Source organism: Pseudomonas sp. BT76 TE3572, from assembly GCF_050435365.1.
GTDB classification, from domain to species: Bacteria; Pseudomonadota; Gammaproteobacteria; order Pseudomonadales; family Pseudomonadaceae; genus Aquipseudomonas; species Aquipseudomonas fluorescens_W.
Window position 1 is genome coordinate 1,374,062 of record NZ_JBNDKE010000001.1, and the last position, 25,964, is coordinate 1,400,025.

Here is a 25,964-nt window from a genome sequence, read left to right on the forward strand (position 1 = left end):
TGACAGTAATAAACAGCGAGAATCAGTCAGCAAATTAGCTGGACAAAGGCCGCTCGAAGACCGGCTGTCGGCTGGTGAGCGGCTCTGATTCGCGGGTTTCGCGATGATTTTTCGTACAAACAAGAACTTAGATAAACGCCAAAAAACAATTAGTTGCATAGGCCAAATTAGCCATACCGCTCATCGTTCATTTTCTTGACGCAGTGGCATCGCTCTTCTTAGCTTCACGTTACTACCCCCGGAAATATCACCCGGGGCACCCCCCCAGACTCCCGCGAAATCGGGCGGCCAGAGGCTTGCCCCACTACATTCGGTCGCCCCTCATTCAGGGTAGGAGAGAGACGCCAGAGCGAGATACGGCATGCGATTGCAAGGTAGACCGCCATGAAAACTTCATTCACCCAACAAGAGATCAAAGTTACTTTTTGCGCTGTCTCGAGTTCACTCCTTCTGTGCTCGTCCATGGATGTACAGGCAAGGCCTGCAGAAGATGAAACCACGCCTTGGTACCGTCAGGATGTTCCGGTCATGACCTTGCCAGCCGTCACTTTCACCACCCCCTACCCCGGCCGCTTCAACGCCGCCTCCGATACACGAACTTCGCACCTGATCATCGAAGACGCTGCGCCTTCGGCCTGGGATCAGGTGTATGGAGAGGCCTCGCGGCAGGCGCAAACCGATGTTCTGGCTCAGGGGTTTGCTATCCCTGGCAGTAGCGAATTCAAAGGTCCGGCGATCCTGACTCTGCAAAGCGGTAGCGGTAATACCCAGCGGGTCGGACTGGTTGGCGGCACCACTCAGTTACAAGGCAACAGCAACGGGCTGCTGACCGGTCGCGCCTTTGCTGACCCCGGCAACGACACCCTCAACCTCGAAGGCCAGAGCCTCGGCGCCTACTGGAGCCTGACCGGGCCCCAAGGCTGGCACGTGGATTTGACGGCCAGCGGCGGCCGGGTCAACGGCTATAGCCTCAATGACCAGGGCGCCCGGCAAGCGACTGAGGGCAGCGCGGTGACGCTGTCGGTAGAAGGTGGTTTCCCCATCGGTCTTAGCGATCACTGGGTAGTGGAACCCCAGGCACAGTTAATCAATCAACGCATTACCCTGGACACCCCGTATGCCGGGTCAGGCAATGCCTCGTCCAGCGATCTGACGTCCTGGAGCGGCCGGGTCGGTGCACGGTTGAAAGGTAGTTACGACATCAACGGCCTGGGGGTCGAACCCTATGTGCGAACCAACTTGTGGCACACGGTGTACACCAGCGATACCGTGAACCTCGATCAGGTCGAGAAGATCAGCAGCAGCCGCTATTCATCGACCGTCGAAGTGGGTTTGGGCCTGGTGGCCAGAGTGACACCCGCCGTGAGTCTCTACGTCAGCGCCGACTACAGCAGTAGTGTGGATGACAATGATTTGAACGGGCTGATTGGGAGTTTGGGTGTGCGGATGCGGTGGTAGAAATATCAAGAGACCTGATCGTTCCCACGCTCCGCGCGTGGGAACGATCAGTATCAGAAGAAGCCTAGCCCTCCGGACGCAGCATCAACACCGCCAACGGCGGCAGGTTCAATACCAACGAGAGGGGCTGGCCATGGCTCGGCTCCTCCTCGGTAAACGCCCCGCCGCTGTTGCCATAGTTAGAACCGGCGTAAGTGGCCGCATCGCTGTTGATCACCTCGGTCCAGCGCCCGGCAAACGGTACGCCGATGCGATACCCCTCACGCGGCACCGGCGTAAAGTTAGCCACCACCAACACCGGCCGCCCATCCCTGCTCCAGCGCATGAAGGCGTAGACGCTGTTGATTGCATCATCACCGATCAGCCACTGGAAGCCTTGCGGCGCGTCGTCCTGATCATGCAGCGCCGGTTCCTCGCGATACAGCCGATTGAGATCGCCGACGAGTTTCTGCACACCTTTGTGTTCCGAGTACTGCAGCAAGTACCAGTCGAGTTGCTGATCGTGGTTCCACTCACGCCACTGACCAAACTCGCAACCCATGAACAACAGCTTCTTGCCCGGATGTGCCCACATGAAACTGAGGTAGGCGCGCAGGTTGGCGAATTTCTGCCAGCGATCGCCCGGCATCTTGTCGATCAGCGAGTGCTTGCCGTGTACCACCTCGTCGTGGGAGATCGGCAGGATAAAGCGCTCGGACCAGGCATACACCAGGCCGAAACTCAGTTCGTTGTGGTGATGGGCGCGGTACACCGGGTCCTGCTGGATGTAGTGCAGCGAATCGTGCATCCAGCCCATGTTCCACTTGTAGTCGAAACCCAGTCCGCCCTGTTGCGTGCCCTGGCTGACACCCGGCCATGCGGTGGACTCTTCGGCAATCACCAGCGCGCCAGGGGCTTCGAGGTTGACCACGTCATTGAGATGGCGCAGGAAATCGATGGCTTCGAGGTTTTCCCGACCGCCGTGACGGTTTGGCACCCATTCGCCGGCCTTGCGCGAGTAATCGCGATACAGCATCGAAGCCACGGCATCGACCCGCAGGCCGTCGACGTGGAAATGTTTGAGCCAGTGCAGCGCCGAGGCCAGCATGTAGCCGTGCACTTCGGTGCGGCCCAGGTTGTAGATCAGCGTGTCCCAGTCCTGATGGAAGCCTTCCTGCGGGTTGCCGTATTCATACAGCGCGGTGCCGTCGAACTGCGCCAGGCCGTGGGTATCGGTCGGAAAATGCGCCGGCACCCAGTCGAGGATCACGCCGATGTCGGCCTGGTGGCAGGCATTGACGAACGCGGCGAAGTCATCCGGCGACCCGTAACGGGCGCTCGGGGCAAATTGCGACAGCAGCTGATAGCCCCAGGACCCGCCGAACGGGTGTTCCATGATCGGCATCAGCTCGATGTGGGTAAACCCCAGATCCTTCACGTAAGGAATCAGCCGCTCGGCCAACTCATGCCAGGTGTACTGGCGGGCGACCTCGCCCAGATCATCCAGCTCACATTGCCACGAGCCAGCATGCAGTTCGTAAATCGACAGCGGCGCACTCGGGCGATGACGGTCGCCCCGGGATTGCATCCACTCCTGATCCTGCCAATCGATGTTCAGCGGCGAAGCGACTTTTGACGCGGTGTCCGGCGGCAGCGAGGTGGCCAGCGCCATCGGGTCAGCCTTGAGCGGCAGAATGCCGTGGGAACCGAGGATTTCGTATTTGTACGTTTCCCCCGCTTGCATGCGCGGGACGAAAATTTCCCATACACCGGTCGGATGACGCAGGCGCATCGGGTGCCGGCGACCGTCCCAGTTGTTGAAGTCACCCACCACCGAGACCCTTTTGGCGTTCGGTGCCCACACGGCGAAACGCACGCCATCGACACCGTCGACCGTTTTCAGCTGCGCGCCCAGGCACGCGCTGAGATCGCGGTGATTGCCTTCGGCGAACAGGTACAAGTCCATCTCGCCGAGCAACGGGCCAAAGCTATAAGGGTCCTCGGAAACCTGTTCGCCGCCGGCCCAGCGGGTTCGCAGCAGATACGGCTGCGCCCGATCGAAGTGCCCGACGAACAGGCCCGGTGTCTGGGTAGACTCAAGGTTGCCGAGTTCTTCCCCGGAGTCCTTGGCCAATACCTGCACGCTCAAGGCGTCCGGTAAATAGGCCCGAATGAATTGCCCACCATGACCATCGCCGTGGGGGCCAAGAATTGCAAAGGGGTCGTGATGTTCGGCGCGAACCAATGCGTCGATGTCCCGCGATCTGGGCAGCAACGCTTCTTTAGCGTGACCCTGTTCCTTGTTCGAGAAACTCATGACTACTCTCCACCAAGATCGGAAAAGGGTTTAAGCCCACTCAATAACCCATACAAACCGTGCAACGGCACGGGCAACCATGTGGGGCGATTTTCTGCCTCATAGGCCACTTCATACGCTGCCTTCTCCAGGCTGAACAACGCCAACGCGGCGTCCTCGCCTTCCGGATCTTGCCATGCATGAGCAAGACTAGCTGCCGCCAGCCGATAAGCGTCGACAAATGCTTGTCTTGCTTCATTTAAATAGCGATCAGCGACACGCTGACGAGCGGCTTGGGCATCGGCCGTGTTGTCGACGTTGTGCACGTTGATCGCCATCGCCGCAGCGTAGTCAAAGGAGCGCAATACGCCACTGACATCTTTGTACGGGCTGTGTTTGCCCCGTCGCTCAGGCAGCGGCCGCGCTGGCTCGCCTTCGAAGTCGATCAGGTAGGCGTCGCCCTTGATCACCAGCACCTGGCCCAGGTGCAAGTCGCCGTGGACGCGAATGCGCAGACCACCGACGGTTTTTTTGCCCAGCTCCTGAACATGACTGAGGATGGCTTTTTTGTTGTCCAGTAAACGAGTGACCAAGGCTTTGTCTGCCGGGTTCAATTCGCCTTGATGCTGTTTGAGCAACTTCAGCGCGTGCTCCAGTTGCGCCGACACGTCCTTGGTGCAGGCCAGGACATCTTTCTGGCTGGTGACCTTCGGGGTGAAGTCCGGGTTGTCGCTGGGCGCCGCCAGCACTTGGTGCATTTCACCGAGACGCTGACCGAGCATGCTGGCGAAGTCTTTTAGTTCACCCAAGGCGTTGTAGTGTTGCTCCTGCTCGGACATGGCGTCTGCCAGCTCGTCGCGCAGTGCCCGTTCGAGGTTGTTCTGGGTCCATTCCCAGGCGTCGCCCTGATTGCTCAAATAGCCCTGAGCAATCATCAGCAGATTGTCCTCACCCGCCGGATCGCGGCGAACCACCGAACCCAGCAGCGGCGAGATATTGCGGAAACCGGCGTGAGTCAGGAACGCGCTCATTTCCAGTTCCGGGTGCACGCCAGTCGCGACCTTGCGGATCAGTTTCAGCACCAGGCTGTTGCCGATCACCACCGAACTGTTGGACTGTTCGGCGGACAGGTAACGCACTTCCGATTCACCGGTCAGACCGAGTTTCGCCAGTTCCCACGTCGGCTCAAAGCAGATATCGCCCGCACTGGAGGGCAGTACGGTATTACTTTGCATGCCCTGCAATACCGCATGCACAAAGGTGTCGAGACTGAAGGCATCAGTGATCAAGCCGACCTGACGCACGCGCCGGACCCGGGACAAGGCCAGTTGCTGAGGCAGCGCAGCACCCACCTGATCTTCGGAGATAAAACCGAACGGCAACTGATAGCGGCTGGTCTGGCCGCCACTGGTGACGTCGATTTCACTCAACAACACGGGGTGCAGCGGATCGCCGAAGCGCACGCCGTAAGCGATGTTGACCTGCTCGATGGCCGCGTCCTTGCCGGCAAACCAGCGGCGATTCTGCAACCAGTTCGGCAAGATGCCCTGCTCCAGCGTGTCGCGGGACGGTGCTTCGAGCAGTTCTTCCATGCGTTTCTTCAACACCAGCGTGGTGAAGTCCGGCAGGCTTTGCGCCGGTTCCACGTGCCAGCTCGGCATCTGGTTTTCCGCCGCCAATGCGAACCAATAGAAACCGTAAGGCGCCAGGGTCAACAGGAAATTCAACTGACCGATCGGCGGGAAGGCGTTACCGCCGAGCATCTCCACCGGCACCATGCCGACGTAGGCCGACAGGTCCAGCTCCGCCGCTTGCGCGCTACGGGACACGTTGGCCACGCACAAAATGATTTCGTGCTTGCCGTCCGGTCCGGTGAATTCCCGGGTGTAGGCCAGGATCCGGCGGTTGCTCGGCGAGAGCATTTTCAGGGTGCCACGACCGAAGGCCTTGGACTGCTTGCGCACGGCGAGCATGCGCCGGGTCCAGTTCAGCAACGAATGCGGGTCGCCGGCCTGGGTTTCGACGTTGACCGACAGGTAACCGTATTGCGGGTCCATGATCGGTGGCAGCACCAGGCTGGCCGGATCGGCGCGGGAGAAACCGCCGTTACGGTCAATCGACCACTGCATTGGCGTGCGCACACCGTCACGGTCGCCAAGGTAGATGTTGTCACCCATGCCGATTTCATCGCCGTAATACAGGGTCGGCGTACCGGGCATCGACAGCAGCAAACTGTTCAGCAACTCCACACGACGACGGTCGCGCTCCATCAACGGCGCCAAGCGGCGGCGAATGCCCAGGTTGATCCGCGCCCGACGGTCGGCCGCGTAGTAATTCCACAGGTAATCGCGTTCCTTGTCGGTGACCATTTCCAGGGTCAGCTCATCGTGGTTGCGCAGGAAAATCGCCCACTGACAGTTAGCCGGGATCTCCGGGGTCTGACGCAGAATGTCGGTGATCGGGAAACGGTCTTCCTGGGCCAGCGCCATGTACATGCGCGGCATCAGCGGGAAGTGGAACGCCATGTGGCATTCGTCGCCGTTCAGGCCTTTGGCATCGGTGTCGCCGAAGTACAGCTGCGTGTCTTCCGGCCATTGGTTGGCCTCGGCCAGCAGCATGCGGTCCGGATAGTTGGCGTCGATTTCGGCACGGATCTGCTTGAGGACGTCGTGGGTCTCGGGCAGGTTTTCGTTGTTGGTGCCGTCGCGCTCGATCAGGTACGGAATCGCGTCCAGCCGCAGACCGTCGATGCCCATGTCCAGCCAGTAACGCATCACCGACAGCACGGCTTTCATGACTTGCGGGTTATCGAAGTTCAGGTCTGGCTGGTGGGAGTAGAAACGGTGCCAGAAGTACTGACCGGCGACCGGGTCCCAGGTCCAGTTGGACTTTTCGGTGTCGAGAAAGATGATGCGAGTGCCATCGTACTTTTGATCGTCATCGGACCAGACGTAGAAATCCCGTGCCGCCGAGCCTTTTTTGGCCTTGCGCGCGCGCTGGAACCAGGCGTGCTGGTCCGAGGTGTGGTTGATGACCAGTTCGGTAATCACCCGCAGGCCACGTTCGTGGGCTTCTGCGATGAACCGCCTGGCGTCGGCCATGGTGCCGTAGTCGGGATGCACCCCACGGTATTCGGCAATGTCGTAGCCGTCATCGCGCCGTGGCGAGGGATAGAACGGCAACAACCAAATGGTGTTGACACCCAGGTCGGCAATGTAATCGAGTTTGGCGATAAGGCCGGGAAAGTCGCCGATCCCGTCGTTGTTGGAGTCGAAAAAAGACTTAACGTGAACCTGGTAGATCACCGCATCCTTGTACCAGAGCGGGTCCTTGATAAAGGTGGCAGCCTTGGGTTTCTTCGCCATTTGTAACTCCTGTTGAATTCGATATCGCCACTGAGCCGAACGCCTACTTGCGGCGAGGAAGCTTGTCGGATCGCCGCACCGTCCCGCTCGGCTGCGAAGCAGTCGTAATCTGCTAGCGAGATGTGACTGACAAACTGTCTTGGGGCCGCTACGCGCCCCAGCGGGAGCAAGCTCCCTCGCCACAAAGACAGTCTCAGGAAATGCTGATTCGCCAGATCCCGAACGGTTGATGCGCCGGGTCGATCCGCATGAATTGGTACTTGCCGTGCCAGGTCCAGCGATGACCGCTCATCAAGTCTTCGCCCTGGGTGCTGGCGTCGTCGGGCAAGCCCATTTCCCACAGCGGCAATTCGAAGTTCGCTTCCTGGACGTTATGCGGATCAAGGCTGACAGCCACCAGAATGAAATTGCTGCCATCCGCGCTGCGTTTGCCGAAATACAGAATGTTGTCGTTCCAGGCGTTGTAGACCTTCAGGCCCAAGTGCGTGTGCAGCGCCGGGTTCTGCCGGCGGATGCGGTTGAGCTGGGCGATCTCGGCAATGATGTTGCCCGGCGCGTTGAAGTCCCGTGGGCGGATCTCGTACTTCTCGGAATTGAGGTATTCCTCCTTGCCCGGCACCGCTGCCGCTTCGCACAGTTCAAAGCCTGAATACATGCCCCACAGACCGGAGCCCATGGTGGCCAGCGCCGCGCGAATCAGAAAACCGGCGCGCCCCGACTCATGCAAAAACGCCGGGTTGATGTCGGGTGTGTTGACGAAGAAGTTCGGCCGGAAGCATTCGCGCCACGGTGATTCATTGAGTTCGGTGAAGTAGGTGGCCAGCTCGGACTTGTTGTTGCGCCAGGTGAAGTAGGTGTAGCTCTGGGAGTAACCGACCTTGCCCAACCGCGCCATCATTGCCGGGGTGGTAAAGGCTTCGGCGAGGAAGATCACCTCGGGGTACAGCGCTCGCACATCAGCGATCAGCCATTGCCAGAACGGCAGCGGTTTGGTGTGAGGGTTGTCGACGCGAAACAGCTTCACGCCCTCCTCGACCCAACCCACCACGATGTCGCGCAACTCGACCCACAGGCTCGGAACCGCATCGGTGGCATAGAAGTCGACGTTGACGATGTCCTGGTATTTCTTCGGCGGGTTCTCGGCGTATTTGATCGTGCCGTCCGGCCGCCAGTTGAACCAGCCCGGATGCTGTTGCAACCACGGGTGATCCTGGGAGCACTGAATCGCGAAGTCGAGGGCGATTTCCAGCCCGTGGTCAGCGGCTGCCGCGACAAGCCGTCGGAAGTCCTCGCGGGTACCCAGTTCGGCGTGAATGGCTTCGTGCCCGCCCTCTTCGCTGCCGATGGCATACGGACTGCCCGGATCGTCCGGCCCGGCGGTCAGGGAATTGTTCGGGCCTTTGCGGTAACTGCGGCCGATCGGGTGGATCGGCGGGAAGTACAGCACATCGAAGCCCATGTCCTGAATCATCGGCAGCCGTGAATGCACATCGTTGAAGGTGCCATGACGGGCCGGATCGTCAGTGATCGAACGGGGAAACAATTCATACCAACTGGCGAACTGCGCCAGGTCTCGTTCGACGTCGAGCGGGTACTCAGGGCTGATGCTCAAATAGGCACGATGATTGGCCTGCGCCATCAGCTCGGCGCTACGTTGGTGCAGAAACAGTTCGACTTGCTCGATTTCGAGCAGACCCGACAATTCATGGTGCAACGCCGCCAGTTGTTCACTCAGCGGCCCTTCGGTACGTTCGGCTGCGTGCTGGACCAGCGTTCGCCCCTCCTGCAACTCCAGGCTGATCGGCACCCTGGCGGCATGTTTTTTCTCCAGCTCATAACAGAAGCTGGCGAACTGATCGATCCAGGCTTCGATGCAAAACACATAACGGCCCTGGCGCGCGACCTGGAACTGGCCCTGCCAACCGTTATTGCCCAGGTCGGCCATGACCTCGCTTTGCCAGGTCTCGTCACCGTCGGCGTGCCAGCGCACTCGCACGGCCAACTTGTCGTGACCATCGGCAAACACTTTGCTGGTCACCACCACGTCCTGACCCACCACGGCTTTGACGGCGAACTGCCCGCCATCAAGGGTCGGCATGGTGTCTTCGATGGCGATGCGCGGTAGCAGTAAAGCCTGCGACAGCGGCATATGAGGGTTGTAGTTGAGCTCTGTCGGTTTTTCAGCAGTCATCGAGCATCTCTCCTTTACGCCCCATGGACGCTCTTGTGTCTGTGGCTTGTAACAAGATAGCCATCCCGCAGGATCGTCCGCCCCGGAATGAACTCACTTAGGTTCCGAGCGACAGGCACCGGTAAAAGTTCACGAGGATTTGCCTGGGCCTTCGGTGGAATCAATTCCTTTACACAGTGGTCAACACACTTAAGCACGACTTACGCCATGTGCCACTGGAGGCTACATTCATGAGCATTCCGATCCCTGCCGAAACGCCTGATCCAAACATCGACAGCCCGACCATTCCGTCGACCGAGCCTGAACCTGTGCCTGAGCAAGACCCGCCCGGTACTGCCCCGCCTCCTCGGGAAGAGCCACCGAGCACCATGCCGCCGGTGGTGTCACACCTACGGGGAATCGCGTTCCAGCATTTTTACGATCTTCGGCATCACGCTGAAGATAGCCAACGCCAGCAACGTGCTAAGCACCGCCGTCGCCTCTCGCCCTAACCCGGCCGAGACACCGATGGCGGCGGTCATCCACAACCCGGCGGCGGTGGTCAGGCCTTTGACGTGCCCCTCGTCGCCCTCGTGGTTTTTCAGAATAGTCCCTGCGCCCAGAAAGCCGATCCCCGCGATCACGCCCTGCACCACCCGGCTCATGGCATCGGCCTGCGAGCCGGACATTTGCGGCACCAGCACGAACAGCGCGGCGCCGAGCGCCACCAGCATGTGGGTGCGAACCCCGGCGGCCTTGCCCTTGTGCTCGCGTTCGAAGCCGAGAATCCCGCCCAGTACCGCCGCCATCAGCAAGCGCACGGTAATGCGCGTCAGCTGTGAAGCGTCGCCAACGTCGGCGAACTCCGCTTGCAGGGTCACCCAAACCTCATGCCACCAGGCGTTCATGGTGTTGTCCTTGTGATGACTGAATAGAAAGTTGCTCTATTGAGGATGGACCGCGTCGACCATTAATCGGTTGCACAGAACGATGATCCTCGGCTGTGTCCTAACACTTAAGAACCCGCAGAAAAAAGGACACTTTCATGACTGTGCGCATCGAAAACCAGACCTGCTTCTTCATTACCGAGACCGGCGAAGAAATTCGTTTGTGTCCCGACGTCACCATCATTACCGACTCGGAAAAAGCCATGTCGGCGGTGGAGCTCAACGGCCAGCGCTTCTACATTACCGAAGCAGAAGCCGACGCATTGACCGTAGCAGGCGCAGTCGACGGGCGTAAGCATTTGAAGGCCACCGACAGTGATTCGGTGATTTGACTGACCCGGATCAACAACCCCCGCAGACGCTTGATATAGGCACCTGCGTCCCGTTGCAGCGGGTGCATCAACTTGTCGCAGGAAGCGGTTCAACGTCCATCTGATCCGCTTTTTATTGCAATAGGTGAGTCTGTTATGCAAACAGATCGCCGCTCATAGTGCTCATGCCTGATGGAGGCTGATGAGCGAAAGACCATGAGCGATAGAATCCCCGTCCGAATTGTTGAAAGTGCCCCGCTAGTGCAAAGCTACGAGCCTTCGCGTCCAAAGATGAAGGCCAAGTCCAGCGACAACCTGATCCACACCCGCAGCTTCACTGGTTTATTCCGTACCCTGCGCATGAGCGGCACGGGGTTTCTGTTTTTGCTGTTTTTCGGCACGGTGTGGTTGAACTGGGGCGGCCGCCAGGCGGTGCTCTGGGACCTTTCCGAAAGCAAATTCCACATCTTCGGCGCCACCTTCTGGCCGCAGGATTTCATCCTGCTGTCGGCGCTGCTGATCATTGCCGCGTTCGGCCTGTTTGCGATCACCGTGTTCGCCGGGCGAGTCTGGTGCGGTTACACCTGCCCACAGAGCTCCTGGACCTGGATCTTCATGTGGTGCGAGAAGATCACCGAAGGCGAACGCAACCAGCGAATCAAGTTGCAAGCCGCACCCTGGGGCCTGAACAAACTGATCCGCCGCTCGGCCAAGCACACCTTGTGGCTGGCCATCAGCCTGTTGACCGGCCTGACCTTTGTCGGCTATTTCACCCCGATCCGGCCGCTGGCCGAAGAACTGCTGACCTTGCAGATGGGCGGCGTCAGCCTGTTCTGGGTGCTGTTTTTTACCGGCGCGACCTACATCAACGCCGGTTGGCTGCGTGAAGCGGTGTGCATGCACATGTGTCCGTATGCGCGGTTCCAGAGCGTGATGTTCGACAAAGACACCCTGACCATTTCCTACGACGTGGCCCGTGGCGAAAACCGTGGCCCGCGCAAACGTGACGTGGCACCGGCTGAAGTCGGCCTCGGTGATTGCATCGACTGCCAGGTGTGCGTGCAGGTCTGCCCGACCGGCATCGACATCCGTGACGGCTTGCAGATGGAATGCATCGGTTGCGCCGCGTGTATCGACGCCTGTGATTCGATCATGGACAAAATGGGCTATGCCCGTGGGCTGATCAGCTACACCTCGGAGCATCAATTGCAGGGTGGCAAGACTCATTTGTTGCGGCCGCGTTTGATCGGCTACACCGCCGTCCTGCTGGTGATGATCGGTGCGCTTGCCCTGGCGCTGGTGGAGCGGCCGATGGTTTCGCTGGACGTGAGCAAGGACCGTGGCCTGTTCCGCGAGAACAGTCAGGGGCAGATCGAAAACATCTACAGCCTGAAAGTCATCAACAAGACCCAGCAACGTCAGGCTTACCGTCTGACCCTGGTCGATGGCGACGGCTTCCTGCTGCAAGGCAAGACCGAACTGAGCCTGGCACCGGGCGAGATTGTGGATGTGCCGGTGTCGGTGGCAATGACCACGGAACGGCCGAGCAGCAGTTCGCAGACGATCAGCTTCAAGATTGTCGACAGCGATGAGCCAGAGATTTATAGCGTGGCGAAGAGCCGGTTTGTTGCGCCGATGAATCGGTGAGCCTTTAAGATGCAATCCTCTGTCAGATGCAGTCCTCTGTGGCGAGGGAGCTTGCTCCCGCTCGGCTGCGTAGCAGTCGTAAATTCTGGGGGCGCTTCGCACCCCAGCGGGAGCAAGCTCCCTCGCCACAACAGCGCACCAACTGAATAACTTCAAACCAGGCCCTCCGATGAAACGCTACGAAAAATTCGCCGACGACATCGCTGAACTGATCCGCTCCGGTGTTCTGGGCCCCGGCCAGCGCGTGCCGTCGGTGCGCTACGCCAGCCAGACCTACGGGGTCAGCCCGTCCACGGTGTTCCAGGCCTACTACCTGCTCGAACGCCGCGGCCTGATCCGCGCTCGCCCGCGTTCCGGCTACTTCGTCAACGCGCACGCGCCGAGCCCGTTCTCGGAGCCGGTGATCAGCAGTCAGGTCAACGAGTCCACCGAAGTCGACGTCAGCGAACTGGTGTTCTCGGTCCTGGACTCGATCAAGGACCCGAACACCGTGCCCTTCGGCTCGGCCTTCCCCAGCCCGACGCTGTTCCCGTTGCAGCGCCTGTCCCGCTCCCTGGCCAGCGCCGCCCGCGAGATGGACCCGCGCATGGTCGTCACCGACATGTCGCCGGGCAACCCGCAATTGCGTCGACAAATCGCCCTGCGCTACATGGTCGGCGGTCTGATGCTGCCCATGGAGGAACTGCTGATCACCAACGGCGCGCTGGAAGCGCTGAACCTGTGCCTGCAAGCGGTCACCGAGCCTGGCGATCTGGTGGCCATCGAAGCCCCGGCGTTCTACGCCTGCCTGCAAATCCTGGAGCGGCTGAAGCTCAAAGCCGTGGAAATCCCAGTGCATCCTCGCGATGGCATCGACCTTGGGGTACTCGCGCAAACCCTGGCACGGCACCCGATCAAGGCCGTCTGGTGCATGACCAGTTTTCAGAACCCGATGGGCGCGACGATGCCCGAGGCGAAGAAACAGGAACTGGTTGAGCTATTGCGCAGCCATCAGGTGCCGTTGATCGAGGACGATGTCTACGCCGAGCTGTATTACGGCCAGCAGGCGCCGAAACCGGCCAAGTCTTTTGATACCGAAGGGCTGGTGATGCATTGCGGCTCGTTCGCCAAAAGCCTGGCCCCCGGCTACCGCATCGGTTGGGTCGCCGCCGGGCGCTATGCGCAGAAGATCGAACGGCTGAAACTCATGACCTCGCTGTGCGCGTCGATGCCGGCCCAGGCCGCCATTGCCGATTACCTGCAACACGGTGGCTACGACCGGCACTTGCGAAAACTGCGCTACGCCCTGGAAGAACAGCAAAGCGCCATGCTCGCCGCTATCGCGCGCTACTTCCCGGCGCAGACTCGTGTCAGTCAACCGGCCGGCGGTTACTTCCTGTGGCTGGAATTGCCAGCGCAGATGGATTCGCTGAAGTTGTTTCAGATGGCGTTGGCGCAAGGGATCAGCATTGCGCCCGGGCCGATTTTTTCACCGACCCAGCGCTTCAGGAATTGTATCCGGCTGAATTACGGCAGCCCCTGGGATGAAACTGCCGAGAAAGCGATGGAGACGTTGGGCCGGATTGTGCGGTCGTTCTAACCACCCCTACCCGATTAAGGTTAGCGTCCGCCACCAAGGTCAACGAATGTCCCGGTCGCATAGGACGCCTTGTCCGACAGCAACCACACAATCGCCTCAGCCACTTCTTCCGGACGCCCGCCCCGAGCCATCGGAATCGCCGACTCCAGCTTGCTGACCCGATCCGGGTCGCCGCTCAATGCGTGGAAATCGGTAAAGATGTAACCAGGGCGCACCGCGTTGACGCGAATGCCTTCGCCGGCCACTTCTTTGGACAGGCCGATGGTGAAGGTATCCAGCGCACCTTTGGAGGCGGCGTAATCGACGTATTCATTTGGTGCGCCCAGGCGTGAGGCCACCGAGGACACGTTAACGATGCTGCCACCCTGCCCGCCATGCTTGGGCGACATGCGCAGGATCGCGTGTTTGGCGCAGAGGATCGGCGCCAGGACGTTGGTTCTGAGAATTTTGAGAATACGGAATTCCGACATTTCATCGATCCGCGACTTTTGCCCGACGGTGCCGGCGTTGTTCACCAGTGCAGTGACCCGGCCCAACTCCGTGTCCACGCGGTGGAACAGCGCGATCACTTCATCTTCGATGCTGACGTCAGCGCGCACCGCGATGGCTTGGGCGCCGAGGGCGCGGACTTGTTCCAGCACAGTTTGCGCAGCGGATTCGTCGGCCTGGTAGTTGATGCAGATCCGATAGCCTTGTTCGGCGGCCAACAGGGCTGTCGCGGCGCCGATACCGCGGCTGCCGCCAGTGATAACGATGACTTTGTCCATGCGAAATGTCCCCCATTCCAAGCGTTAGCGGTCGGGGCCAAGAATAACCGTCATCGCTGGCTTTTGCATGGACTCACATCAATCACATTGTTCTCAACTCACCGCCAATTGCTCTGCACGCAGAATATCGACCATGAAGCGTTCGGCCGGCAGCGGGTGCCCGAGCAGATAGCCCTGCAGCGAATCACAACCGAGTTGCGTCAGGAAGTCTTGCTGCGAGTCGGTCTCCACCCCTTCGGCGACGATCCGCAACCCTAGCGCCTGACCGAGAGCGACGATGGCGGAAACAATGGCGGCGTCATCGCTGTCACGCTCCAGGTCGCGGACAAAACCCCGGTCGATCTTCAGTTCGTTGGCCGGCAGGCGCTTGAGGTACATCAAGCTCGAATAGCCGGTGCCAAAGTCGTCGATCGACAGGTCGACCCCCATGGTCGACAGCTCCTGCAGCACCGTCATGCTCGCATCGGCATCGCTCATGGCGGTGGTTTCTGTGATCTCGAGGGTCAGGCTGTTGGCTGGCAAATGGTGAGTGGCCAAGGCTTTGGCGACGCTCTGGACCAGGCCCGCGTGGCAGAACTGCAAGGCTGAAAGGTTCACCGCAATGCGCCATTCGGTGTACCCGAGCACGTACCACTCGCGCATCTGACGGCAGGCTTCGTTGAGCACCCACTCGCCAATCGGAATAATCAGGCCGGTCTTTTCCGCCAGTTCGATGAACTTGTCCGGCAACAGCATGCCCTGGGTCGGATGTTCCCAGCGCAACAACGCCTCGGCACCGACCGGCCGGCCATTGTTGGCATCGAACTTGGGTTGGTAATAGAGACTGAATTGCTGCTGATCAATGGCGATACGCAAGTCCTGCAATAACTGCAGTTGTTTGCGCGCGTTGCTGTTCATCGAGGCATCGAAGAAGCTGTAGCCGTTTTTCCCGGCGCCCTTGGCGTGGTACATCGCCGCGTCAGCGTTCATCAGCAATTCCTCGGCGGTTTCACCGTTGCCCGGGTATATAGCGATGCCGACGCTGGCGGAAATCTGCAAGTCATGTTCGCCGACCCGGAACGAACGCCCGATCAGCCCGACCTGACGGGCCGCCAGGTTCAATGCGTCATTCTGCTCGCCGAGTTGCACCAGCAATACGAACTCATCACCGCCGATCCGTGCCAGGGTGTCCTGGCTGCGCAAATCCTCGCGCAGGCGCAAGCCGACCTCACGCAACAACAGATCGCCCATATGGTGCCCAAAGGCATCGTTGACCGGTTTGAAACCGTCCAGATCGATGAACATCAACGCAAAACAACCGCTTTGCTCGCGCACCATGGACATCGCCTGATCGATGCGGTCAGCCAGCAACACGCGATTTGGCAGGCCGGTCAGGGTGTCATGCAGGGCCAGTTGCGTCAGTTCGCGGTTGGCCTCGGTCAATGAGTGGGCAAGGCTTGCGGTGCGGGCCTCGAGGCGCGCATCGAGGATCGAGGTCAACAGGGCCAGGCTCAACACGGCCAGGGTGGTGATCAACACCAGATTGTCCAGGCCCTTGCCGTTCAGGCCGCTGACGGCCGCGCCACAGAAACTGCCATCCGGGAAGCGCGCTGCCGCCATGCCGGTGTAGTGCATGCCGACAATCGCGAACCCCATGATCACCGCCGCACCGCCACGGATCAGGCCGACATAAGGTGTGTGCTGGCGCAGGCGGAAAGCGATCCACAACGCGGCGCCCGAGGCGACCACGGCGATCAGCAGCGAGGCGCCGAATAGCGTCGGATCGTAATCGATACCCGGCTGCATGCGCATGGCGGCCATGCCGGTGTAGTGCATGGCGCTGATCCCGGAACCCATGACCAGCGCGCCGAATGCCAATTGCCAGGCTGGCAATCGTGGCTGGCTGACGAGCCACAGGGCAAAGCCGCAGGACAGGATGCCAATCAGCAGAGACAGCAGCGTGATGCCGACGTCGTAACCAAGGTCGATGGGCAAGTTGAACGCGAGCATGCCGATGAAATGCATCGACCACACGCCAACCCCCATGGCAAAGGCGCCGCCCGCCGTCCATAGATGCACGGCCCGGCCCTTGGCCGTGGAGATGCGTTCGGTCAGGTCGAGCGCGGTATAAGAGGCGAGAATCGCCACAAAAAGCGAGATGACAACCAGCGTGGGGGAATAGCTACCGATAAGCATGAGACTACTCGCGACAGCCCCTCCGTACTGCTTCCGTTCTCGGGGGGCAAATCGGGCGATTGTACTGATTGCGCAAAAGAACGCACTGACAAAATAAGCAAATGGCCATCAAGCCGATGAAACGCTTGTTTGACACTTAGCGACGACCGCGTCCTCTGGTAACAGCTGTCGAGTTGCCGTTAGAGAATGGGCGCCTACTCTTTTTCGCTCACTTGCAACGCCCCATCCCAGCCACCGCCCAATGCCGCGATCAACTGCACACTGGCAATCAACCGGCTCTGCAACAGGCTCAGCACGCTGCGTTCATTGTTCAATGCGGTGGCCTGAACGACCACCACGCCCAGGTAAGCGATCACACCGGCCTTGTACTGGTTCTGGGTCAGGCGCAAGGACTCACGCGCCGCGTCCAGTGCTTCCTGGCGCACGCCCGCTTCGTCTTCCAGGACCTTGAGCTGCACCAGGTAGTTTTCCACCTCACGGAAGCCATCGAGCACGGTCTGGCGGTACTTGGCCACGGTCTCGTCGTAGGCCGCTTCGCTGCGGTCGACTTCCGCGGAGCGCTGACCGCCGTCGAACAGGGTCATGGCCAATTGCGGCCCGACCGACCAGAAGCGGTTCGGCACGCTGAACCAGTTGGAAGAGGTACTGCTGCTGTAACCACCGTTCAGACTCAGGGTGAAATCCGGGTAATAGGCCGCCTTGGCCACACCGATGTTGGCATTGGCCGCCATCACCGAGCGTTCGGCGGAGGCGATGTCCGGGCGGCGCTCGAGCAATTGCGAAGGCAGGCTCAGCGGTATCTCGGGCAACGCAGGAATGTCTTGGGTTTCAGCCAGGCTGAACTCGGCCGGCGCTAGCCCGATCAGTACGGCAATGGCGTTCTCGAATTGAGCACGCTGCCAGATCAAATCAACCCTGTCAGCCTGGGTGGTTTTGAGCTGAGTCTGGGCCTGCGCCACCGCATCCTTGCCGGAGACACCGGCGCGGTACTGGTTTTCAGTCATTGTCAGCGAGCGCTGATAGGCCTCGACCGTCGCCTCCAGCAGACGCTTCTGCTCGTCGATCACCCGCAGTTGCAGATAGTTCTGCACCAGTTCCGACTGCTGACTCAAGCGCATCGCCGCCAGATCGGCAAAACTCGCCTCGGCATTGGCGGTGTCGGCTTCAAGGCCTCGGCGCAGCTTGCCCCAAACGTCGGCCTCCCAACTGACGCCGGCCTGTGCGGTGTAAGTGTCACGAATCCCGCTGGAAGAACTGGTCAGGCTCGAACTGCTGCTGCCGGTGCCCTGGCTGGAGCGGTTTTTCCCGACGGTCAGGTCCACAGTCGGGAAAAACGCGCCACGGGCACTGCGTACCAAGGCCTGGGCCTGACGGTACTGGGCTTCGGACTGCGCGACGGTCTGGTTGGAACTGTTGAGTTTTTCAACCAGGCCATTGAGCTGCTGATCGCCATACAACTCCCACCAGGCGCCACGGGCCAGGGAATCACTGGGATTGGCCTGACGCCAGCCGGCCGCTTCCTTGTATTGCGCCGGCGCAGCCGCTTGCGGGCGCTGGTAATCCGGGCCGATGGCGCAGGCGCTGAGCATCGCCACGCACAGCGCCAGGCTCAACAAACGCGAGCCTCGGGCCGTTACCAGCGGTGCAGCCAGAGTGATAAGCGAACGGTCAGTCATAGCGGAGTTTCCAGAGCAGCATCGGTACGCACCCCACGCCAGTGGTTGAAGCGATGGCGCAGTTTGTCGAGATAGAGGTAAACCACCGGGGTGGTGTAAAGGGTCAGCACCTGGCTGAAGATCAGCCCGCCAATGATGGTCAGGCCCAACGGCTGACGCATTTCCGCACCTTCGGCGCGGCTCAGCAGCAACGGTAACGCGCCGAGGATCGCCGCCAGGGTGGTCATCAGTATCGGCCGCAGACGTTGCAGGCAGGCGCTGCGAATCGACTCCAGCGGCGCCATGCCTTGATGTCGCTCCAGCTGCAAGGCCAGGTCGATCATCAGAATGGCGTTTTTCTTCACCACCCCGATCAACAAGAACAGCCCGAGCAGCGAGATCAGGCTGAACTCACCGCCCAGCGCATAGATCGACAGCAACGCGCCAACCCCGGCCGACGGCAAGGTCGAGAGAATAGTCAGCGGATGAATGTAGCTTTCATACAGCACACCAAGCACCAGATACACCGCCACCAGCGCGCCGAGAATCATCCAGGGCTGGCTCTTCTGGGTCGCGGCGAAGGCGTCGGCGGTGCCGGCCATTTTCACGATCACGTCTTCCGGCATACCCAGTTTGGCGATGGCCCGCTCGATGGCCGCCGTGCCCTGCTCCACCGTCACGCCTTCGGCCATGTCGAAGGAAATGCTCTCGGAGGCAAACTGGCCTTCATGGCTGACGCGGTCTTCTTCCAGGCTGTTTTCGTAATGCGCGATGGTCGAGAGCGGAATCCGCGCACCGTCAGCGGTGATCACCTGAACCTGTTTGAGGGTGATCGGGTCCTGGGCATATTTCGGATTGACCTCCATGACCACCTGATACTGGTTAAGGCTGTCGTAAATCGTCGAAATCTGCCGCTGGCTGTAGGCGTTGTTCAGCACCGCGGTGACCATGTCCATGTCGACGCCCAGGCGTTTGGCCTGATCACGGTCGACGATCAGGGTCACCTGTTGGGCGCCGCGCCCTTCACGGGCATCAATCGCCGTCAGCTCCGGCAACGCCTTGAGCGCAACCACCACTTTCGGATACCACTCGCGCAACTCGCCAAGGTCGGCGCTTTGCAGGATGTAGGAATACTGCGACGAGGTCTGTTCACGACCGCCACCAAACTGCAGGTCCTGATCGGCCATCAGCATCAACTGCGCACCGGCGACCTTGGGCATTTCCTTGCGCAGGCGTTCAATGACCTTTTGCGCAGAAATGTTGCGTTCCTTGATCGGCTTCAGCCGTACCAGCATGAAGGCATTGTTGGTGCCGTTGGTGCCGCCGATGAAGCCGGCGACGCTTTGCACCGCATCATCCTTGAGCACGGCACGGCGGAAGGTTTCCATTTTCGGCTGCATTACACTGAATGACAGCCCGTCGTCGCCGCGCACGAAACCGATCAGCTGGCCGGTATCCTGCTGAGGCATAAATGTTTTAGGAACAACAACATACAGTGCAATGTTAACGCCGACTGTCACGAGCAGACTGAGCAAGGTCAACCGACGGTGGCGCAACACCCAGTCCAGACTGGTCGCGTATTTGCCGACCATCCACTCGTTGGCGTGCTGACTCCAGCGCTGCAAACGGTTTTCCTCACCCGGCGTATGCGGCTTGAGCCAGCGGGCGCAGAGCATCGGTGTCAGTGTCAGCGAGACCACCAGCGACACCACGATGGACGCCGCCAACGTGATGGAAAACTCGCGAAACAGGCTTTCGACGATCCCGCCCATGAACAGGATCGACAGGAACACTGCCACCAGCGAGACGTTCATCGACAGCAAGGTGAAACCGACTTCCTGCGCCCCGAGGTAAGCGGCCTTCATCGGCGGTACGCCTTTGTCGATGTGCCGGGAAATGTTCTCCAGCACCACAATGGCGTCGTCCACCACCAGTCCAGTGGCCAGAATCAGCGCCATCAGCGACAGATTGTTCAGGGAGAATCCGTAGAGGTACATCACCGCAAAGGTGCCGACCAGCGACACGGGCACCGCTAGAGTCGGAATCAACGAGGCGCGGAAGTTACCGAGGAACAGGAACACCACCAGAATCACCAGCGTCACGGCAATCAGCAGGGTCATTTCCGCTTCGTGCAAGGTCGCCTTGATCACCGGCGACCGGTCCATCGCCACGTTCAGCTTGACGCTGGCCGGCAACACAGCCTGCAACGCCGGTAGCTGAGCCTTGATTTCGTTGACCGTCTCGATGATGTTGGCGCCGGCCTGACGGTTGATCACCAACAGTACCGCCGCGTCGTTGTTGAAAAAACCGCTGTTGTAGCGGTCTTCGACGCCGTCGCTGACCTTGGCCACGTCCTTCAGGCGCAGGGCCGCGCCGTCCGCGTAGTGAATGATCAGCGACTCGTAATCCTTGGCTTTCTCGAGTTGATCGTTGGCTTGAACCTGCCACAACCGCTGGCTGTCTTCGACCGAGCCCTTGGGCCTGCGCACGTTGGCATTGGCGATGGTGTTGCGCACGTCGTCCAGCGCCACGCCGTACTGGTTGAGCGCCTGCGGTTCGAGTTCGATGCGCACCGCCGGCAAGGAACTGCCGCCAATCTGCACTTCGCCGACACCCTGCACCTGAGACACACTCTGGGACAGAATCGTCGAGGCCAAATCGTAGAGCTGGCCTTTTTCCAGTACGTCGGAGGTCAGCGACAGCACCATGACCGGTGCCTGGGACGGGTTCACCTTCTTGTAGGTCGGCATGCTGCGCATCCCGCTCGGCAGCAAATTACGCGAGGCGTTGATTGCCGCCTGCACTTCCCGCGCCGCGCCGTTGATGTCGCGGTCCAGGTCGAACTGCAAAATCACCCGGGTCGAGCCCTGGCTGGAACGGCTGCTCATGGTGTTGACCCCGGCGATGGCGCCGAAGGAACGCTCCAGCGGCGTGGCCACGGTCGAGGCCATGACCTCAGGGCTTGCACCGGGCAGACTCGCCTGGACCACGATCACCGGGAAGTCCATCTGCGGCAAAGGCGCCACCGGCAACAGGCCGAAGCTCACGCCGCCCAGCAGCAGGATCGCCAGGCTCAGCAACATCGTCGCGACCGGGCGCTTGATGAAAGGTCCGGACAGGTTCATGGCTGTTCTGCCGCTTCCACGGCTTCAGGCTTGCGACCCCAGCGCCGACCGAGGCGGTCGAAGTACAGGTAGATGACCGGAGTGGTAAACAGCGTCAGCACCTGACTCACCAACAAGCCACCCACCATCACCAGACCCAACGGTTGACGCAGTTCCGCGCCGGAACCGGTCGCCAGCATCAGCGGCACCGCGCCGAACAACGCGGCCAGTGTGGTCATCAGAATTGGCCGGAAACGCAGCAGCGCCGCCTGATAGATCGCCGTTTCCGGGTCCATGCCCTGATTGCGTTCAGCGTCGAGGGCAAAGTCGATCATCATGATCGCGTTCTTTTTCACGATACCGATCAACAAAATGATGCCGATGATCGCGATCATGCCCAGGTCATTGCCGCTCAACAGCAACGCCAGCAAGGCACCCACCGCCGCGGAGGGCAAGGTCGAGAGAATGGTGATCGGGTGGATGTAGCTCTCATAGAGCACGCCAAGCACGATGTACATGGTCACCACCGCCGCCAGAATCAGCAGCAAGGTGCTCGACAGCGACGCCTGGAATGCCTCGGCCGCGCCCTGGAACTGGGTCTGCACGCCAATCGGCATGCCGATGTCCTTCTGCACCTGGTCAATGATCTGCACCGCATGCCCCAACGCCACGCCGGGCGCGAGGTTGAAGGACATCATCACTGCCGGGAACTGACCGATGTGGGTGATCGCCAGTTGCGCCTGACGCTCCTCCATGTGCGCCAGACTGGACAGGCGCACTTGCCCGCCGTCAGTGGTTTTCACGTGAATCTGGTTCAGCGCATCCGGGCCGATCCTCTCGCCCGACTGCGATTGCAGCACCACGCGGTATTGGCTGGCCTGGGTGTAGATGGTGGAAATCTGCCGCTGACCGAAGGCGTCGTACAGCGCATCGGTGATGTTCGACACCGACACGCCGACCCGCGACGCCGCATCGCGGTCAATCACCAGATAGACCTGCAAGCCCTTGTCCTGCAAATCGCTGGCGACGTCGGTCAGTTCCGGCCGTTCAGCCAGTGCGTCTACCAGACGACCGCTCCACAGACTCAGCAACTCCGAATCCGGCGACGACATGCTGAACTGGTATTGAGTCCGGCTGACGCGGTCTTCGATGGTCAGGTCCTGCACCGGCTGCATGAACAGGCGGATGCCGGGGAGCTTGTCCAGTTCCGGTTGCAGACGTGCAATCACCTCGGTGGCGCTCAGGTCGCGGTTGCTGTGGGATTTGAGGTTGATCAGCAGACGACCGCTGTTCAGCGTCGAGTTGTCACCGTCGACCCCAATGTAGGACGACAAGCTTTCCACCGCCGGATCCGCCAGGATCACTTTGGCCAGTTCCTGCTGACGCTCGCTCATGGCCGCAAAGGAAATCGACTGCGGCGCCTCGGAAATACCCTGGATCACCCCGGTGTCCTGCATCGGGAAGAAGCCCTTGGGCACCACCATGTAAAGGAATACGGTCAACGCCAGGGTGCCGATAGCCACCATCAAGGTCAGCGGTTGATGCTTGAGAACCCACTTTAACTTGCGCCCGTAAGCCGCGATCATCCAATCAATTGTGGCGCCGCTGGCCCGGTAGAAACGACCCTGTTCTTCTTCCTTGGGTTCACGCTTGAGCAACCGCGCGCACATCATTGGCGTCAGGGTCAGGGACACCACCAGGGAGATCAGGATCGCCACTGCCAGGGTGATGGCAAATTCGCGGAACAACCGCCCTACCACGTCGGCCATGAACAACAGTGGAATCAACACTGCGATCAGCGACAGGGTCAGGGAAATCAGCGTGAAGCCGATCTGTTTGGCGCCCTTGAGCGCCGCATTCAGGGGGCTGTCGCCTTCTTCGATAAATCGGGAAATGTTCTCCAGCATGACGATGGCATCGTCCACCACGAAACCGGTGGCGATGGTCAGTGCCATCAGGGTCAGGTTGTTGACCGAGAAACCCGCGAGGTACATCACGCCGAAGGTGCCGATCAGCGACAGTGGCACGGCCACGGACGGAATGATCGTGGCGCTGGCCCGACGCAGGAACAGAAAGGTCACCATCACGACCAGCGCAATGGCGATCAACAATTCGTGCTGCACGTCGGTGACGGAGGCGCGGATAGTCTGGGTGCGGTCGGTCAGCACGGTGACTTCGAGACCGGCCGGCAGGTTGTCGGTGATGCTCGGCAGCAGGGCTTTGATCCGGTCTACCACTTCGATGACGTTGGCGCCAGGCTGACGCTGGATGTTCAGCAGCACGGCCTGGTTTTCGTTGGCCCACGCCGCCAGACGTTCGTTTTCCGCACCATCGACGATCTCCGCCACGTCCTTCAAACGCAACGGCGCGCCGTTGGCGTAGGCGAGAATCAGGTTGGCGTAGTCCTTGGGCGAGGTCAGTTGATCGTTTGCATCGAGCATCGACACCCGGGTCGGGCCGTCGAAGTTGCCCTTGGGCTGGTTGACGTTGGACGCGCCGATCAAGGTGCGAACATCAGACAGGTTCAAGCCATTGGCGGCCAGCGCCTCGGGGTTGACCTTGATCCGCACGGCCTGACGCTGGCCGCCGGCAATGCTGACCATGCCGACGCCGCTGATCTGGGCAATTTTCTGCGCCATGCGCGTGTCGACCAAGTCATTGAGCTTGGGCAGCAGCATGGTCTTGGAGGTGATGGCCAGCGTCAGTACCGGGGTGTCCGCCGGGTTGACCTTGTTGTACACCGGCGGCGCCGGCAGGTCCTTGGGCAGCAAATTGGTCGCGGCGTTGATCGCCGCCTGCACCTGCTGCTCGGCGACGTCCATGTTGATGTCGAGGCTGAAACGCAGAGTCAGCACCGAAGCGCCGCCGGAACTGGTCGAGGCCATCTGGGTCAGGCCGGGCATCTGCCCGAATTGACGCTCAAGGGGCGCGGTCACGGCGCTGGTCATGACATCCGGGCTGGCGCCGGGATACAGCGTCATGACGCGGATGGTCGGGTAATCGACCTGAGGCAATGCCGACACCGGCAACAGCCGATAGGCGATCACGCCGGCCAGGATAATGGCCAGCATGCTCAGGGTCGTGGCGACCGGGCGAAGGATGAACAGCCGCGAGAGGTTCATGCGCCGCCCTTTTTCGCCTTGTCGGTGGTCGTCGCGTCAGGCGCCGTGGTGGCCGATTTGCCTTGCAGGTGCCCGGCCGGGGTGGCTGGCACGTCCTTGGTGTCGTTGACCACTTCCACTTCGCTGCCTTCCTTCAAGCGGTCGGTGCCTTCAAGGACCACGCGATCCCCAGGGGCCAGGCCTTCGGTAACCACGGTGTTTTCACCGTCACTGGCGCCGACTTTCAACTGGCGAATCGCGACTTTCTTGTCGCCGTCCAGGGCGTAGACAAACGTACCATTGGTGCCGAACTGAATCGCTGCCGAAGGTGCGAGCACCACGTCTTTGAGGGTGTCGGCCAGCAGGTGGACGTTGACGAACTGATTCGGGAACAGCGCCTGATCGCGGTTCTCGTAACGAGCCTTGAATTTCAGGGTGCCGGTAGTGACGTCGATCTGGTTGTCCAGGCTCTGCAAGACGCCGGTGGCCTGCAACTTGGTGTCGCCACGGTCCCAGGCTTCGGCGGGCAGTTTGGCGCCGGTGCGATAACGGGCCAGCACGGTGTCCAGGGTGTTTTCCGGCAAGGTGAAGGCAACGCTGATCGGTTGCGTCTGGGTGATGATCACCAGCGCGGTGGTGTCGTTGGCTGCCACCAGGTTGCCGACGTCCAGCTGACGCAAGCCCACACGCCCGGCAATCGGGGCGCGGATCTTGGTGAATTCCAGATTGAGCTTGGCGTCGTTGACCGCCGCCTGATTGGTTTTGACCGTGCCCTGATACTGGCCCACCAGCGCTTCGGCCGTGTCCAGGGTCTGCTTGGCGATACTGTCTTCGCGATACAGGCCGCGATAGCGTTCTACATCAACTTGAGCGTTTTTCAGTTGTGCCTGGTTCTGCAGCAACGTGCCTTCGGCCTGAAGCAAGGCATTCTGGTAAGGACGCGGGTCAATTTCAGCCAGCAGATCGCCTGCCTTGACCATCTGCCCTTCTTCGAAGGAGATCTTCATCAGCTCACCACCGACGCGGCTGCGCACATTGATGGTGTTCAACGCCGTCACGGTGCCCAGCGCCTTGTAGTACAGCGGGAAGTCGCCCTTGACCGCTGGCGCGACACGCACTGGAACAGGCCCGGTCGCCCCGCCGAAACCCGGACGCATCCCCCCCGACCTGCCGGTATGCCCGGCAACGGCTTTTTGCCCTGCGCCCTCTTTTTGGGCAGTGCCGGCGGGCCAGAATTTCCAGCACAGGCCAGCGATGACCAACAGGACAAGCAGGCCAAACAGCCAGCGACGGGGACTACGGGAAACGGAGGATTGCATGGAATGATCAACCATTGGGCGCGTGGGCTTCTTCTACAGGAGGCTGAACGATAAGCACTGGCGGGCATTAAGCAAAGCGGCTTTACCGGCA

14 protein-coding genes are annotated in these 25,964 nt (G+C 60.5%); 4 read left to right on the forward strand and 10 right to left on the reverse strand.

The genetic code is table 11. The features are described from left to right. The first annotated feature begins 384 nt into the window (after nucleotides 1-384). Nucleotides 385-1,458 (forward strand): autotransporter domain-containing protein, encoded by a 1,074-nt coding sequence (locus ABH912_RS06180; protein WP_033054722.1) that lies wholly within the window; start codon nucleotides 385-387, stop codon nucleotides 1,456-1,458. A gap of 64 nt (nucleotides 1,459-1,522) precedes the next feature. On the opposite strand, the gene glgB is transcribed toward ABH912_RS06180, so the two are convergent. From glgB to ABH912_RS06200, 4 genes are all read right to left on the reverse strand, one after another. Next, nucleotides 1,523-3,754, reverse strand: a complete 2,232-nt coding sequence (glgB, locus tag ABH912_RS06185) for a 1,4-alpha-glucan branching protein GlgB (RefSeq protein WP_429510079.1) — start codon at nucleotides 3,752-3,754, stop codon at nucleotides 1,523-1,525. A 2-nt stretch (nucleotides 3,755-3,756) separates the two neighbouring features. After that, nucleotides 3,757-7,098 carry a maltose alpha-D-glucosyltransferase gene (gene treS, locus ABH912_RS06190; RefSeq protein WP_429510080.1) on the reverse strand — a complete coding sequence of 1,114 codons (3,342 nt, stop codon included), beginning with the start codon at nucleotides 7,096-7,098 and terminating at the stop codon, nucleotides 3,757-3,759. A gap of 193 nt (nucleotides 7,099-7,291) precedes the next feature. Then, on the reverse strand, nucleotides 7,292-9,289 hold the full coding sequence (locus ABH912_RS06195; RefSeq protein ID WP_429510081.1) for an alpha-1,4-glucan--maltose-1-phosphate maltosyltransferase: 1,998 nt from the start codon (nucleotides 9,287-9,289) through the stop codon (nucleotides 7,292-7,294). Between the two features lie 389 nt (nucleotides 9,290-9,678). Continuing rightward, on the reverse strand, nucleotides 9,679-10,176 hold the full coding sequence (locus ABH912_RS06200) for an MgtC/SapB family protein (protein ID WP_033054717.1): 498 nt from the start codon (nucleotides 10,174-10,176) through the stop codon (nucleotides 9,679-9,681). Between the two features lie 137 nt (nucleotides 10,177-10,313). Here ABH912_RS06200 and ABH912_RS06205 point away from each other — a divergent pair, with 137 nt between their 5' ends. From ABH912_RS06205 to mapR, 3 genes are all read left to right on the forward strand, one after another. After that, on the forward strand, nucleotides 10,314-10,547 hold the full coding sequence (locus ABH912_RS06205) for a DUF3203 family protein (protein ID WP_046053580.1): 234 nt from the start codon (nucleotides 10,314-10,316) through the stop codon (nucleotides 10,545-10,547). A 195-nt stretch (nucleotides 10,548-10,742) separates the two neighbouring features. Then, complete coding sequence (gene ccoG / locus ABH912_RS06210; RefSeq protein ID WP_429510082.1) at nucleotides 10,743-12,173, forward strand: cytochrome c oxidase accessory protein CcoG; 1,431 nt, start codon at nucleotides 10,743-10,745, stop codon at nucleotides 12,171-12,173. A gap of 169 nt (nucleotides 12,174-12,342) precedes the next feature. After that, a complete protein-coding gene (mapR, locus tag ABH912_RS06215) occupies nucleotides 12,343-13,752 on the forward strand; it encodes a GntR family transcriptional regulator MpaR (RefSeq protein WP_429510083.1) in 1,410 nt (469 codons plus the stop codon). 20 nt (nucleotides 13,753-13,772) lie between these two features. Here mapR and ABH912_RS06220 read toward each other — a convergent pair whose 3' ends face one another. The 6 genes from ABH912_RS06220 to ABH912_RS06245 form a co-directional block, all read right to left on the reverse strand. Then, nucleotides 13,773-14,519, reverse strand: a complete 747-nt coding sequence (locus ABH912_RS06220; protein WP_033054710.1) for an SDR family oxidoreductase — start codon at nucleotides 14,517-14,519, stop codon at nucleotides 13,773-13,775. Between the two features lie 93 nt (nucleotides 14,520-14,612). Then, complete coding sequence (locus ABH912_RS06225; RefSeq protein WP_429510085.1) at nucleotides 14,613-16,694, reverse strand: putative bifunctional diguanylate cyclase/phosphodiesterase; 2,082 nt, start codon at nucleotides 16,692-16,694, stop codon at nucleotides 14,613-14,615. Nucleotides 16,695-16,888: 194 nt separating this feature from the next. Next, the gene (locus ABH912_RS06230; RefSeq protein ID WP_033054707.1) at nucleotides 16,889-18,370 is read right to left on the reverse strand and encodes an efflux transporter outer membrane subunit; all 1,482 of its coding nucleotides are present in this window, start codon (nucleotides 18,368-18,370) and stop codon (nucleotides 16,889-16,891) included. Continuing rightward, nucleotides 18,367-21,474: an efflux RND transporter permease subunit gene (locus tag ABH912_RS06235; protein WP_429510087.1), complete on the reverse strand. Its 3,108-nt coding sequence runs from the start codon at nucleotides 21,472-21,474 to the stop codon at nucleotides 18,367-18,369. Before ABH912_RS06235 ends, ABH912_RS06230 begins: the two co-directional genes overlap by 4 nt. Then, nucleotides 21,471-24,575, reverse strand: a complete 3,105-nt coding sequence (locus ABH912_RS06240; protein WP_429510088.1) for an MdtB/MuxB family multidrug efflux RND transporter permease subunit — start codon at nucleotides 24,573-24,575, stop codon at nucleotides 21,471-21,473. The genes ABH912_RS06235 and ABH912_RS06240 overlap by 4 nt, the downstream gene beginning before the upstream one ends. Next, nucleotides 24,572-25,888: an MdtA/MuxA family multidrug efflux RND transporter periplasmic adaptor subunit gene (locus tag ABH912_RS06245; RefSeq protein ID WP_033054704.1), complete on the reverse strand. Its 1,317-nt coding sequence runs from the start codon at nucleotides 25,886-25,888 to the stop codon at nucleotides 24,572-24,574. Before ABH912_RS06245 ends, ABH912_RS06240 begins: the two co-directional genes overlap by 4 nt. Between the last annotated feature and the right edge of the window lie 76 nt (nucleotides 25,889-25,964).